Below are 13,228 nucleotides of genomic sequence, written 5' to 3'. Positions count from 1 at the left end.
CGGTAGGGCGGGATCACATGTGGGCGCCGTGGCTGGGTGCGGTCGCCGGGGCGTGGGCGAGCAGATGGCGGACGAGGACGAGCAGGGTCTGGACGCCGGAGCTGGAGATCCGGGCGTCGCAGCGGACCACCGGGACCTCCGGGTCGAGGTCGATGGCGGCCCGCACCTCCTCGGGGTCGTAGCGGTGGGCGCCGTCGAACTCGTTGAGGGCGACGATGAAGGCGAGCCCGCGTTCCTCGAAGAAGTCCACGGCCGCGAAGCAGTCCTGAAGGCGCCGGGTGTCGGCGAGGATGACCGCGCCGAGGGCCCCCTCGGACAGCTCGTCCCACATGAACCAGAACCGCTCCTGCCCCGGCGTGCCGAACAGGTACAGCACATGGTGCGGATCGAGGGTGATCCGGCCGAAGTCCATGGCGACCGTGGTCTCCATCTTGTTCTCGACGCCGTCGAGGCTGTCCGTGCCGACGCTGACCGTGGTGAGCAGCTCCTCCGTGCTGAGCGGCGCGATCTCGCTGACCGCGCCCACAAAGGTGGTCTTGCCGACGCCGAACCCGCCCGCCACCAGGATCTTGAGCGCGGTCGGGAACGGGTCAGAGCTGTCGTCGTAGTCCATCGAGCACTGCCTCCAGCAGAGACCGGTCAGTGGGAGTGTGGTGGTACACGGGCGGCTTCGTGGTCAGCGCGCCGCAGTCGACCAGGTCCGAGAGCAGCACCTTGGTGACCACGGCGGGCAGTTTGAGCTGGGCGGCGACCTCGGCGACCGACACGGGCGCGCGGCACAGGTCGAGCGCCTGCGCGTGCTCGGGGCCGAGGTAGCCGAGCGGGGTGACGCCGGTGGCCATCACCTGCGACATCAGGTCGAGGGCGATGCTGGGTTCGGTGCGGCCGTTGCTGACCGTGAACGGCCGCACGAGCCGTCCGGCCGCGTCGTCCAGCCAGGGCCCGTCGCCGGCTGCGGCCACGCTCAGGGCCTCGTCGCCGTGGATTCGACGGCGTGCTGCCGGGGCGCGGTGACCAGGTAGGGGCGGACGCTCTTGACCAGCATCGCCATCTCGTAGCCGAGCACCGCCGCGTCGGCCTCACGGCCCGCCAGCACGGCGAGGCAGGTGCCGGAGCCGGCAGTGGTGACGAACAGCAGGGTCGCGTCGAGTTCGACGACGACCTGGCGGACGTCCCCGCCGTCGCCGAACCGGACGCCCGCGCTGCGGCCGAGGGAGTACAGCCCGGAGGCCAGGGCCGCCATGTGGTCGGCGCTGTCGGCGTCCAGGCCGTGCACGGACTTCACCAGTCCGTCGCAGGACAGGAGCACCGCGCTGGTGGTGTGCGGTACGCGCTGCACGAGGCCGCTCAGCAGCCAGTCGAGGTCGGATGCGTGGGCGGTCGGCGCATCGCTCGCCATGGTGGATCGACTCCTTGGGGTACGAAGATCAGCGGGAGCGCTGGGGGTGGGGGTGGGGGTACGACGTACGGGCGTGGGTGCGGGTGCGGCTGAGGGGGCGGGGGCGGTCATCCGGCCGGGGCGCTCCCCGTCGGTGCGACCGGTGCCACGAACGCCGTCGACTGCGGGCGCGTGGGCGTGCGCCTGGGGTATGGGGGCCGGGGAGAGGGGGTCCGGCGCCGGGTGGTGGGGGGTGGCGGGTTCCGAGGTGATGGCGCCCTGGGTGGTGGGTTCCGGGGTGGTGGGGCCCAGGGTGGTGGAGGGCTGGGCTGTGTGGCCTGCGGATGTATGGTCCGACCCCATGTGGTGCGCACCCGTGTAGCCCTCGGCCGGGTGGTCCGGCCCCGTCTGGTCCGAACCCGTGTAGTCCTGGGCCGGGTGGTCCGCGCCCATGTGATCCGCACCCGTGTGGCCCGGCCCCATGGCCTCCTGACCCAAGGGCGCATGGCCCACGTGCTGGTGGTGGCCCATGTGCTCGTGGCCCACGTGCTCGTGGCCCATGTGTGGTGACCCCATGTGGTCCGGATCGCCGTGCTCGGGACGCGCGCGCGTCGGCTCGGCCGGTCCCGGCGCGGACGCCGGCACGTGCGGGCCTGCCCTGTGCTCGGCATCCATGTGGGCCGAACCCATGTGCCCGTACGCCGTCTTCTCGTACGCCGTCTTCTCGTACGCCGGCTCACCGAACCCCGACTCACCGAACCCCGACTCATCGAACCCCGGCTCACGGAGCCCAGGCTCACCGACCTCGGGCCCCCGGGGCCCCGGCGCCCGGAACTCCGACTCCTGTTGCTCGGACTCCAGGCTCTGCTGGGCCTCGGCGAGTCCGATGCCGCGCTGGAACGCGGCCATCAGGCCGGGGTCGTGGCCGACGACGGTGTCGCTCTCCTGGCGGGGCAACGGGCCGCCGCGCAGCTGGGGCACGATGTGCTCCTGGGCGCGTCGGCGGGGCAGCCGGGGCTTGTCCATGGTGCCGCGGACCGGGCCGACGCGCGGGGCGGGCAGGACGCCCGTGTGCGCCTCCACCGCCGCCCGGTCCTCTGCGCTGATGCCGGGCACGGCCTCGGCGGGTGTGGGCCGTGCCTCTTGGGCACCGCGCACCGGGGAGCGGGGCCGGGGCACCTCCGTGCCGTCCGCGCGCGCCGCTCTCGGTCCCGCGCCGCCCGGGTCCTCGCTGGGCGTGCCTCCGCCGCCCGGTGGCCGCGGACTGCCCGCTGTCCGTCGCAGCCTCGACCGCCTCGCCGGCCCGGTCCCCGCCGCCCGGAGCGGATCCGCGCCCTCCGCCCGGAGCGGATCCGCGCCCGCCGTCGGCGGCACTGGCCGCTCCGGCACCGTTCCCGGCACCTGGCGCGAGTCCGGGCGGGGGCACGGGTGTCGTCGCCCGCATGTCCTGCGACGCCCCGGCCTCCCCCGACGGGTGCGACTGCGGTGCACCCGGCGGGTGCGGCTGCGGCACGGCGGTCGCGGCGCCCGCGCCCGGCACGCCCGGCGCGTTGCCGAGCAGGGCCTGTGGCACGACGAGGACGGCCTGCACCCCGCCGTAGATGTTGGTCTGCAGCCGCACGTGGATGCTGTGCCGGCGGGCGAGCTGGGAGACGACGTAGAGCCCGATACGGCCGTCGGCCAGCAGGCTGGCGACGTTGACCTGGTCGGGGTCGGCGAGCACGGCGTTCATCCGCTCCTGCTCGGCGACGGGCATGCCCAGCCCGCGGTCCTCGACCTCCACGGCGAGCCCGGAGGTGACGAGGTTGGCGCGGAGCAGCACCTGGGTGTGCGGGGCGGAGAACACCGTGGCGTTCTCGATGAGTTCGGCGAGCAGGTGGATGACGTCGGCGACGGCGTGGCCGCGCAGTTCGCCGTCGATGGGCGGGACCAGTCTGACCCGGGAGTACTGCTCGACCTCGGCGATGGCGGAGCGCAGCACCTCGGTCATGCTGACAGGGTTGCTCCACTGCCGCCGGGAGACCGCGCCGCCCAGCACGGCGAGGTTCTCGGCGTGCCGGCGGATGCGGGTGGCCAGATGGTCGACGTGGAAGAGCCCCTTGAGCAGATCGGGGTCCTCGATCTCGTTCTCCAGGTCGTCGAGGATCGAGATCTCCCGGTGCACCAGGGACTGGAGCCGCCGCGCGAGGTTGACGAACACCTCCAGTTTCTGCTGGCTGCCGGTCTGGCTGGAGAGCTGGGCGGCCCGTACGACGGCGGTGACGGCGCCGTCGTACGCGCGCGCCAGGTCGGCGGCGAGCAGCTCGAAGTCGTCGGCGTCGGCGGGCGGCCGGCGGCGCGGGCCGTGCTGGGGCGGGGCCTCGCCCTGCCGCAGCGCGTCGACCAGGGCGTGCAGGTCGGCCTCGCCCCGCGCGGCGGTGCGGCGCAGCGCGTCGACGCGGTCGGCGACCGAGCGGGCGGTGCGGTCGGCGGCCACGGCGGCGATCAGGATGCCGGCGACCGCCACGGTGACCGATCCGGCGAGCACGGCCCACAGGAGGGGGCCGGTGCGTGCGCCGGTGGAGCGGATGCTGAACAGCACCGCGGCGGTGGCGCTGAGGGCGACCGCGAGGGGCGGCAGGACGGCGAGCCGCATCAGCTGGGGCCGTATGTGTGTTTCGGGCAGTGCGGGAGCGGGTCGGGCGACCGGTCGCCCGTGCCGGCCGCCTTCGCGGCGATCGGCGCGGGCGGCCGGTGCTCGGAGGTGAGACATCTGCGTCCTCGTACTGGTCCGTCGGGCCTGTGTCCTCGTGCGGTGCGCGGTGCGGGCATGGGTCGATGCGGGCATGCGTCATCGCTGCCGGCCGACGGACCGGTGTACCCGGCCGCGCGTCGCCCGGCGGACACTCACAGTAGTTGCCTGAGCATCATGTGCGGTGGGCAGTTGACAAAGTCACCCGAGCAGCGTCCCGCTCTGGTATGAGGCGTCGCACGAAGATCCGATGACCGTTGCCCTACATCGGGAAGAATCAAGCCAGGAACGATCTGACCTGGTCACCAGTGGTCAGGAACGGAACGATCGGCCGATCCCCCACACCACCAGTCCCTTCCTCCGCGCGGCGCACGCGCGCGTGAAGAACGCTCCCGGAGCCTCCGCCACGCCGACCTCCGGGCCCCCGTCCAGGCGGACCCGCCCCCGGCCATCACTCAAAGTGTTCGCTTTGGCCTTGACCGGCGAGGGGCCGAGCGGACTGGTGTACCTGGGTTCGTGTTCTCCGCAGGCGCCCGTACCGCTCTCAGGTGAGTGCCGTGAGACAGAACCGGACGAGTCCGGCGTCGACGTCCAGGATGATCCGCTCCATCTCGGTCCACGGCGGGTGGAAGCCGCCGGTCGCGTCGCCCGCTCGATGGTGAAGCCGAGGATCTTGCCCTTCCGCTCGTCGACGATGTGCCGGGAGTAGGCGTAGTCGTCACTGGTTCCGCAGGTCGGGTAGAGGTGGTAGCCGGACATCGGACGGTAGGTGCGGCCGCGTACGCCGTGCAGGGCCGCGCAGAACTGTTCGGCGAGCACGACGGCGTCGTCGGCGTCGGACTTCGGGAGGTATTCCGCATAGGTGTCCGCGCCGAGGCCGCGCTGATGGCCGTGGACGGCGTTGAGGAAGTTCTGGGACGAGTCGTGGGACTGGTTCTCGTCGTCGCCCCAGACGGTCAGCATGTCCTCGGAGTAGCTGTGCACGTCGACGAACCAGCGGGTGCGCGGGTAGGGGCGAGCGAGCCCGCCGATAGTCGCCGGCGGGCAGCCGGTGCAGGCCGAGGCGCAGCACGGGGTCCGGTTCCTCGGGGTTGTCCACGGCCTGGCGCTTGTCCACGAGGAGGCAGGCGAGGGTCCAGGAGACGAAGGTGCGGTAGATGGTCAGCGCGGTGGGGTCGCTCGGCGCGGTCGGCCGAGTCGGCTCAGCCGCCGGTGCCGCGCGCGGGCGGCTCCGCGACGAACGCTCCGACCGAGCGCCAGGTGCGCCGCACGTCCCCCGACGCGCTGCGCCACCACGCCTCGGCCGGCAGCTTGCCGGCGGGTTCGAAGGGCTCGCCCGGCCGGGGCAGGGCCACCGCCTGGCCGGCCTCCTCGGCGGCCTCCTTCGTCCACTCCCCCGGTTCGGCCCACGGGTGCGGGGCGAGGTTGAAGGTGCCCCAGTGGATGGGCAGCAGGACGCCGTGCGGCGCGCCGCCCTGGAGGTCGAGGTGGGCGCGCAGGCCCTCCTCGGGGGTCATGTGGATGTCGGGCCAGAACTCGCTGTACGCCCCGATCTGGATCATCGTGGCGTCGAACGGGCCGTGCGCGGCGCCGATGTCCTTGAAGCCGTCGAAGTAGCCGGTGTCGCCGCTGTGGTAGATCCGGTGTTCCTCGCCGGCGACGGCCCAGGACGCCCAGAGGGTGTGCTGGGTGTTGCGCAGGCCCCGGCCGCAGAAGTGGCGGGCCGGGGTGGCGGTGAGGGTGAGGCCGCCGACCCGGGTGGACTCGTGCCAGTCCAGTTCGCGCAGCCGGTCCGGGGAGACGCCCCAGTGTTCGAGGTGGGCACCGACGCCGAGCGGCACGGCGAACAGGGTGTCCGTGTCGGCCAGCGCCTTGATGCTGGGCAGGTCCAGGTGGTCGTAGTGGTCGTGCGAGATGACGACGACGTCGACCGGGCCGAGTGCGGCCAGCGGCAGCGGCACCGGGTGGAGCCGCTTGGGCCCGGCGAAGGGGAACGGGGAGCAGCGCTCGCCCCAGACCGGGTCGAACAGGACCCGGTGGCCGTCGATCTCGGCGAGCACGCTGGAGTGGCCCATCCAGGTCAGCCGCAGTCCGGTGGCGGGCGGCTTGGCCAGGTCGGCGAAGGTCGTGGGGTGCACCGGGACGGTGCCCTTGGGGGCGCGCAGCGGCCGGGTGTCCTTGTCCAGGAACACCTTGGCGAGGTCCAGCGAGGATCCGGAGGGCCGGGTGCGGGCGGGGCCGCCGGGGTTCTGGAAGACGCCGTCCTTGAAGTGCGGCGAGCGGCGGATGCGTGCCATGCGCTCACCCCCCGGGTCCGCTCCGAACGCAGCGGGCCGCAGCGCGCGGAGCCCGGAGCTCGCGGAACGCAGACCGGTCACGGTACCTCCCGGTGGAGTGGATGAGGTCCCCCATTATGGTCGGCCCGGCCGGTGGCGGGGCCACGGAGGGGCGCGCCCGCCCGCTACTGAACATCCGTTCAGCGCGTTGACAGGGTCCGGACCGGCTCCGGATACTGACTCGCCGTTCAGGTGATCACCTCATCGCTCTCCCGAGGAAACCCCATGACCACCCCGATGACCACCCCCCTGCTGTCGCTCGTCTGGACCGACCACGTCACCGGCCGCCAGGGCTTCCTGGTCGTGGACCGGCTGGTGCGGGGCGTGGCGAGCGGCGGGCTGCGGATGCGGCCCGGCTGCACGCTGGAGGAGGTGGCGGGGCTCGCCCGCGGCATGACGATGAAGGAGGCCCTGCACTACGACCCCGAGGGCCGCTACATCCCGCTCGGCGGCGCCAAGGGCGGCATCGACTGCGACCCCCGGGACCCGGAGGCGTACGGGCTCCTCGTCCGCTATCTGCGCGCGATGCGGCCGTACGTGGAGAGCTGCTGGACCACCGGCGAGGACCTGGGTCTCACCCAGGAGCTGGTGGACCGCGCGGCGGCCGAGGCGGGCCTGGTCTCCTCGGTCCAGGCGGTCTATCCGCTGCTGGACGACGAGGCGACGGCCCGCAAACGGCTTGCGGACGCCTTCGCGGTGGAGGTGGACGGCATCGGCCTGGACGAGCTGGCGGGCGGCTGCGGGGTCGCCGAGTCGGTGCTGACGGCCCTGGACCGGGCGGCGGTGCCGTATCCGGGCACCCGGGTCGCCGTGCAGGGTCTCGGCACGATGGGCGGGGCCACCGCGCGCTTCCTCGCGCGCGCGGGTCTGACGGTCGTGGCCGTCGCCGACATCAAGGGCACGATCGCCAACCCGGCGGGGCTCGACGTCGAGGCGCTGCTGGCGGCGCGGGACGGCTACGGCACCGTGGACCGCGGCGCGCTGCGCCCCGGCGACCGCGAACTGCCCGGCGACGCCTGGCTGTCCGTGGAGGCGGAGGTGCTGGTGCCGGCCGCCGTGTCGTACGCCGTCGACCGTGCGAACCAGGACCGGGTCCGGGCGCGTTGGATCGTCGAGGCCGCCAACATGCCCGTCGTGCCCGGGGCGGAGGCGCTGCTGACCGCGCGCGGGGTGACGGTGCTGCCGGACGTGGTGGTCAACTCCGCGACGAACGCCTGGTGGTGGTGGACCCTGTTCGGCGACATCGGCGCGGACGCCGACGAGGCGTTCGGGCACATCCGGCGCTCGATGCGCGCCCTGACCGGCCGGATGCTGGACCGCGCGGAGGCCGACGGTACGACCCCGCGCGCGGCCGCGCACGCCCTGGCGGCCGACCGGTTGCCGGTGATCGCGGAACGGTTCGGGTGGTACCGGTGACGGGCCTGCCACGCGACGGCTTCGGCGGCAACGGGGTCAACGACTAGGGTGACCGCGTGGCGAGAGTGCGGTTGAGCGTGGCCGAGCGGCGGGAGGAGCTGCTGCGGGCGGCCATCGAGCAGATCGAGGCGCGGGGCGTGGCGGCGGTCAGGATCGCCGACGTGGCCGCGACCCTCGGTGTGAGCAACGCGCTGGTGCTGTACCACTTCTCCACCAAGGAGAAGCTGGTCGCCGCCGCGTTCACCTACGCGGCCGAGGACGACCTCGCGCGCCTGCGCAAGCTGCTGGGCCGGCGGACCACCGCGCTGCGCCGGCTGCGGTCGGCGGTGCGCTGGTACGCGCCGACCGGGCAGGCGAAGGGCTGGCGGCTGTGGATCGAGGGCTGGGCCGTGTCCCTGCGCGAGCCCGCCCTGCGGGAGGTCACCCGGGAGCTGGACGAGCAGTGGAAGGCGGCGATCGCGGACGTCATCGCCGAGGGCGTGGCGGCCGGTGAGTTCGCCTGTGCGGACCCGGCCGGCACGGCACTGCGGCTGACCGCGCTGCTGGACGGGCTGGCGGTACAGCTCACGTCGTACCCGGGCGCGGTGCCCCGGTCCCGGGCGCAGGAGTGGGTGGACGACGCTCTCGCTCGCGAACTGGGCCTGGAACGGGAGGCGTTGGCCGACAGGCAACGCTGACGATCGGGCCCTGCCGGAAGCCGCCGCGCGGAGGGGGTGCGTTCCGCGCCCGGAACGCCACGGCCCGCGCCGGTGGTGCCGGCACGGGCCGTGGCGGACGGCGGGTCGGGGGGGTCAGGCCACCGGAGCGATCCGCATCTTGATGTCGTCCGGCGACAGGGTGCCCTTGGCGGTCACGTGGTCGCCCGAGGACTCACCGCGCAGCCGTCGGCCGATCCAGGGGACGAGGTACTCCCGGGCCCACTGGACGTCGTCGCGGCGGACCTCCAGCGTGCCCCGGGGCGGCAGCGGCGGCCACGGCTGCTCCGGATCGGCCGGGACGTCCAGACCGAGGGCCTGTCCCGCGCGCAGCGCCACGCGCGTGTGCCCCTCGGGCGAGAGGTGCAGCCGGTCGTTGTCCCAGGCTCTGCGGTCCTGCACGGACTTGAGGGACCACAGGTCGAGGACGGGGCAGCCGTACCGGTCGGCGATGGCACGGACATGCCCGTTGTAGGTGGCGATCTTGCCGCGGAGATGCTTGAGGACGGGAACGCCCCGGGTGTCGAACCCGGTCGTCACCATCACGGTGCCGGCGGCCTCCGTCAGCCGGGCCACGGCGCGTTCGAAGCGCTCGGCCACCTCGTCGGGGTCGGTGCCGGGGCGGATGATGTCGTTGCCGCCCGCACAGAAGGAGACCAGGTCCGGGGCCAGGGCGATGGCCTGCGGCACCTGGTCGGCCACGATCTGGTCCAGCAGCTTTCCGCGCACGGCGAGGTTGGTGTACTGGAAGTCGCCCTCGGGACGCCGGTCGGCGAGGAGCACCGCGAACCGGTCGGCCCAGCCCACGAACGCCCCGTCGGGGCCGGGGTCGCCGACGCCCTCGGTGAAGCTGTCCCCCACCGCCACGTACGACCCGATCACTGATCTGCTGTCACTCTTCGAATCGTCTGCCACGTCGGACCATGATTCACCTTCGGATGTGACCTACGCGACCGTAAGCAGGGCTTGACGAATGGTGAGATGAGCCACTTCTAAATAGTTCGCAAAGCCAGGAATAGAAGCTGCACGGTACACCGAAGGCCGGACCCGGGGATCGTGGGTCCGGCCTTCGGCAGCGTGGCGGGCAGGTGGCGCGAGGAGGGCGGGCGTCAGCCGACGGCGACGCCGTGCGAGCGGAGGTAGGCGACCGGGTCGACGTCCGAGCCGTAGTCCGGCGTGGTGCGGATCTCGAAGTGCAGGTGCGGGCCGGTGACGTTGCCGGTGGCGCCGGACAGACCGACCTGCTGGCCGGCGGTCACGGTCTGGCCGGCGGAGACGGAGAGCTGGGAGAGGTGGCCGTACTGGGCGTAGTAGCCGTCGTTCAGCTTGATGACGACCTGGTTGCCGTACGCGCCACCCCAGCCCGCGGAGACGACGGTGCCCGCGGCGACGGCCTTGAGGGGGGTGCCGGCCGGGACGACGAAGTCGACGCCGGTGTGGTGGCCGCTGGACCACATGCTGCCGGCGACGTGGTAGCCGGTGCCGACGGTGGCGCCGGCCACCGGAAGGGTGTAACCGGCGGAGGCCGGCTGGGCGGCGGGCTTCGGCGCGGCCTGCCGGGTGGCCTCCGGCGCGGCGGACTCGGTGGGCTTCGGGGCAGCCGGCTCGGTGGACTCGGGGGTCGCCGGCTGCGCGGTGGCCGGCGCGGCCTTCCCGCCGATGCTGAGCTTCAGGCCCGGGTGGATGAGGCCGGGGTCGGCGCCGACGGCCTGCCGGTTGTCGTCGTAGAGCCGCTGCCAGCCGCCGCTGACATGCTGGTCCCGGGCGATCGTCGCGAGGCAGTCGCCGCTGCGCACGGTGTAGGTGCGCACGCCCGCGTCCTGCTGCGCGGCGGTCTTCTCCACCGCGTCGGAAAGGTTGCGTACGGCCGTTCCGGGGGCGGAGTGCGCGGGGGGCGCGGCGTGCGCTCCGGTGGCCCCGAGGAGGGGCAGGGCCAGGGCGGCGCCGCCGGTTCCGGCGACGGCGAGGGAGCGGGAAAAACGCGGGGTCTTGGGACGTCGGTGCTTACCCTTGGCAGGCATGGCGCAATTCCTCTCCGGCGCCTGCGAGGTGAGCTGTCGGGTTCGGGCTGGAGCTGCCCGGCCGTGCGAGGCACGGCTGCACCCCTGGCCTGTCGCGGAGACCGGACAGGCCGTCGTACCTGGTGGGTCCCCCGCTCCTGCCGACGCGGGTCATGTGTGGGGAATCCGGACGGCGGCAGGATTCGGCGTTCCGCCCGGGTCGGTGGCGAACGTAAGCGAGCAGGACGCGCGGAAACAAGCAGTCGGTTCCCGTTGTTCCGGTTCCGGATGATCGGATACGGGAATCCACGGTCACCGACCGTGAATTCCCGCCCCCTTCTCCCCTTCAATTCGCCTTTTTTCGCAACGGAATTACGTGGACATGACGCGCGACGGACGGTCACGGATATGACCCTCCTCACGCACCGCTTTCCCTGGGGCCCTCATTCCGCGGCGAGTTGGAATGAAGGCGCCAATTCGGACAGAAAAGTCAGATGCGGCGCAGTCGGATGACCGTCGCATCCAGGTCACCCTTGAGCCCGGTGCGCAGCCCGTGGTGCAGCAGTACGGCGCCGCGGTGCACTTCGCCCGTTTCGCGGCATTCGTACGATGCCGTCGGGTCGAGCCCGCGCAGCCGCACCGCCGGTACCGGCTCGCCGTAGCTCTGGGCCTGCAGCCAGGCGAGGACGACGGTCTCCTGCCCGCGGACGTACTGCACGGCGCTCAGACCTCCTGCCGGAGGCCGCAGCCGGTACAACTCTCCGTGCTGCACGACCGGGCGGATCTCCTTGTACAGCTCCACCCACCGCCGGGCCTCGGCCAGCTCCTCCGCGCTCCACTCCGTCAGGTCGCCGCCGACCCCGAGCACGCCCGCCATGGCGCTGACGAACCGGAAGCGCAGCGAGCTGACCCGCCCGTTGAGCTGGGTGTTCGGGCTGTCGGTGACCCAGGCCGCCATCACGCGCGCGGGGTGGATGTGCGTGAAGCCGTGCTGGATGGCGAGCCGGTCCAGCGGGTCGGTGTTGTCGGAGGTCCACACCTGGTCGGTGCGGCCGAGCACGCCGAGGTCGATCCGGCCTCCGCCGCCCGAGCAGGACTCGAAGGCGACCCCGGGGTGCGCGGCCCGCAGCCGGTCCAGCAGGGCGTACAGGGCGCGGACGTGGTCCACCCACAGGCGCTGCGGGTACGGCTCCCCGGGCCAGCCGGCGTCGGTGAAGCAGCGGTTGAAGTCCCACTTCACATAGTCGATGGGGGCGCTGGACAGCAGGGTGTCCAACTGCTCCCACAGGTACTCTTGGACGTCCTCGCGCGCGAGGTTGAGAACGAGCTGGTTGCGCAGCTCCGTCCGCTTGCGTCCCGGCTGGTACTGCACCCAGTCCGGGTGGGCCCGGTACAGGTCGCTGTCCGGGTTGACCATCTCGGGCTCGACCCAGATGCCGAACTGCATGCCGAGCCCGTGCACCTGGTCGGCGAGCGGCTTGAGGCCGTGCGGGAAGCGGTCGGGGTTGGGTGTCCAGTCGCCGAGGCCGGCGCGGTCGCTGATGCGCGTGCCGAACCAGCCGTCGTCGACGACGAACAGCTCGATCCCGATCTCGGCGGCCCGGCGGGCGAGCGCGAGCTGCTGCTCCTCGGAGATGTCGAAGAAGGTGGCCTCCCAGGAGTTGAACAGCACGGGCCGGTCCCGCTCGGCGTCCGGGATGACGTACGCCCGCTGGTAGGCGTGCCAGGCCCGGCTCGCGCCGCCGAAGCCGCCGTCGCTCCACAGCCCCGCGAAGACCGGGGTGGTGTACGACTCCCCGGGCGCGAGGAGCAGCAGGCCCGAGTCGTCGTAACCGGCGCCGCCGGTGATCTGCACGCGCGCGTCCGGGAGCTGGGCGACCGCGATGCGCCAGGAGCCGGACCAGCCGAGCGCACAGCCGTAGACCTCGCCGCGCTCCTCGGTGGCGTCGGTGTCGAGGGCGACCCAGGGCAGGTGCTGGTGGCCGGTGTGGCCGCGGCGGCTGCCGATGACCTTCTCGCCGTAGGTGAGGGGGGCGGTGGTGAGCCGGGACTCGGCGGCCCAGCGGCCGTGCAGCTGGGACAGCCGCCAGCCCTCGCGGTCGGGCAGGGTCCAGGTGGCCGCGTCGGCCCGCAGCAGCTCCACGCGCGCGTGGCCGCCGTTCTCGACGGTCACCCAGCGCTCCACGACGTCGCCGCGCATCCGGTAGTGCAGGGTGATCGCCACGCCGTCGTCGTCGAAGCGCAGCCGCAGCTCGTCGTCCTGCGCGGTGTCGTACGCCACGAAGCGCCACTCGGTGCCGCGCCGCTCCTCGGTGCGCACGGACAGCGCGGGGCGGACGAAGCGGGGGCCGCCCTCGACGGGGTACTCCTCCCGGCCGTCGAGCGGGGACTCGAAGGGCCAGTAGCCGGGCAGCGGGCTCACCGCGAGCGCCTCGGCGTCGGCGAGGGCGATCCGTGGCCCCCAGTGCAGATGGAGCAGCTCGTCCGCGTCGGTGAGATGCAGGGCATAGCTGCTGCTGGGGCCCGACAGGAGCCACGTACGACCGTTTTCGGCGATGTCCACCATCGAGACCTCACAGGTGCCAACAGATCCGCTCAAGTGCCAACATCATCAAGGGCCACGGACCCCTCTGACAATGCCTATGTACAACTCATTGCCCGAGGAAATCGAT

The 13,228-nt window shown here is 72.9% G+C and carries 11 protein-coding genes, 1 pseudogene and 1 riboswitch; of the genes and pseudogenes, 3 read left to right on the top strand and 9 right to left on the bottom strand.

Annotated features, from left to right (window positions below; all coding sequences use genetic code 11):
• Nucleotides 1-13: 13 nt before the first annotated feature.
• From C3492_RS24480 to C3492_RS24470, 3 genes are read right to left on the bottom strand one after another with little or no spacing between them, the layout of a single operon-like run.
• On the bottom strand, nucleotides 14-613 hold the full coding sequence (locus tag C3492_RS24480; protein ID WP_030646846.1) for an ATP/GTP-binding protein: 600 nt from the start codon (nucleotides 611-613) through the stop codon (nucleotides 14-16).
• Complete coding sequence (locus C3492_RS24475; protein ID WP_030646844.1) at nucleotides 591-962, bottom strand: DUF742 domain-containing protein; 372 nt, start codon at nucleotides 960-962, stop codon at nucleotides 591-593. The genes C3492_RS24480 and C3492_RS24475 overlap by 23 nt, the downstream gene beginning before the upstream one ends.
• Nucleotides 963-964: 2 nt before the next feature.
• Nucleotides 965-1,399: a roadblock/LC7 domain-containing protein gene (locus tag C3492_RS24470; protein WP_103814280.1), complete on the bottom strand. Its 435-nt coding sequence runs from the start codon at nucleotides 1,397-1,399 to the stop codon at nucleotides 965-967.
• 345 nt (nucleotides 1,400-1,744) lie between these two features.
• Here C3492_RS24470 and C3492_RS44730 point away from each other — a divergent pair, with 345 nt between their 5' ends.
• The gene (locus C3492_RS44730; RefSeq protein ID WP_181140541.1) at nucleotides 1,745-1,948 is read left to right on the top strand and encodes a hypothetical protein; all 204 of its coding nucleotides are present in this window, start codon (nucleotides 1,745-1,747) and stop codon (nucleotides 1,946-1,948) included.
• 270 nt (nucleotides 1,949-2,218) lie between these two features.
• On the opposite strand, the pseudogene C3492_RS24465 reads toward C3492_RS44730, so the two are convergent.
• The 3 genes and pseudogenes from C3492_RS24465 to C3492_RS24450 form a co-directional block, all read right to left on the bottom strand.
• A pseudogene (locus C3492_RS24465) lies at nucleotides 2,219-4,130 on the bottom strand (ATP-binding protein); the annotation flags it as partial.
• Between the two features lie 291 nt (nucleotides 4,131-4,421).
• Nucleotides 4,422-5,093: a hypothetical protein gene (locus C3492_RS44010; protein WP_107500675.1), complete on the bottom strand. Its 672-nt coding sequence runs from the start codon at nucleotides 5,091-5,093 to the stop codon at nucleotides 4,422-4,424.
• 218 nt (nucleotides 5,094-5,311) lie between these two features.
• On the bottom strand, nucleotides 5,312-6,487 hold the full coding sequence (locus C3492_RS24450) for an MBL fold metallo-hydrolase (RefSeq protein ID WP_181140529.1): 1,176 nt from the start codon (nucleotides 6,485-6,487) through the stop codon (nucleotides 5,312-5,314).
• Between the two features lie 195 nt (nucleotides 6,488-6,682).
• On the opposite strand from C3492_RS24450, the gene C3492_RS24445 reads away from it, so the two are divergent.
• Both C3492_RS24445 and C3492_RS24440 read left to right on the top strand, forming a co-directional pair.
• Entirely contained in the window at nucleotides 6,683-7,861 is a 1,179-nt protein-coding gene (locus C3492_RS24445) for a Glu/Leu/Phe/Val dehydrogenase dimerization domain-containing protein (protein WP_103814276.1), read from the top strand.
• Nucleotides 7,862-7,917: 56 nt separating this feature from the next.
• Entirely contained in the window at nucleotides 7,918-8,538 is a 621-nt protein-coding gene (locus tag C3492_RS24440; RefSeq protein ID WP_103814040.1) for a TetR/AcrR family transcriptional regulator, read from the top strand.
• A 114-nt stretch (nucleotides 8,539-8,652) separates the two neighbouring features.
• Here the strand turns inward: C3492_RS24440 and C3492_RS24435 are convergent, their stop codons facing one another.
• The 3 genes from C3492_RS24435 to C3492_RS24425 form a co-directional block, all read right to left on the bottom strand.
• Nucleotides 8,653-9,438 (bottom strand): SGNH/GDSL hydrolase family protein, encoded by a 786-nt coding sequence (locus C3492_RS24435; RefSeq protein WP_103814038.1) that lies wholly within the window; start codon nucleotides 9,436-9,438, stop codon nucleotides 8,653-8,655.
• 227 nt (nucleotides 9,439-9,665) lie between these two features.
• Nucleotides 9,666-10,577, bottom strand: a complete 912-nt coding sequence (locus C3492_RS24430; protein ID WP_103814036.1) for a LysM peptidoglycan-binding domain-containing M23 family metallopeptidase — start codon at nucleotides 10,575-10,577, stop codon at nucleotides 9,666-9,668.
• A gap of 5 nt (nucleotides 10,578-10,582) precedes the next feature.
• Nucleotides 10,583-10,775, bottom strand: a riboswitch (cyclic di-AMP (ydaO/yuaA leader).
• A gap of 271 nt (nucleotides 10,776-11,046) precedes the next feature.
• On the bottom strand, nucleotides 11,047-13,122 hold the full coding sequence (locus C3492_RS24425; protein WP_103814034.1) for an alpha-galactosidase: 2,076 nt from the start codon (nucleotides 13,120-13,122) through the stop codon (nucleotides 11,047-11,049).
• Between the last annotated feature and the right edge of the window lie 106 nt (nucleotides 13,123-13,228).

The sequence above is a fragment of the Streptomyces sp. Ru62 genome (assembly GCF_002920615.1).
Taxonomy (GTDB): Bacteria; Actinomycetota; Actinomycetes; order Streptomycetales; family Streptomycetaceae; genus Streptomyces.
This window is presented reverse-complemented; position numbering and strand designations above follow the sequence as displayed.

Coding starts and splice junctions, on each gene's coding strand:
- C3492_RS24470 (WP_103814280.1), bottom strand. CDS start 1,399: ATGGCGAGCGATGCGCCGACCGCCCACGCATCCGACCTCGACTGGCTG.
- C3492_RS24480 (WP_030646846.1), bottom strand. CDS start 613: ATGGACTACGACGACAGCTCTGACCCGTTCCCGACCGCGCTCAAGATC.
- C3492_RS24445 (WP_103814276.1), top strand. CDS start 6,683: ATGACCACCCCCCTGCTGTCGCTCGTCTGGACCGACCACGTCACCGGC.
- C3492_RS24430 (WP_103814036.1), bottom strand. CDS start 10,577: ATGCCTGCCAAGGGTAAGCACCGACGTCCCAAGACCCCGCGTTTTTCC.
- C3492_RS24425 (WP_103814034.1), bottom strand. CDS start 13,122: ATGGTGGACATCGCCGAAAACGGTCGTACGTGGCTCCTGTCGGGCCCC.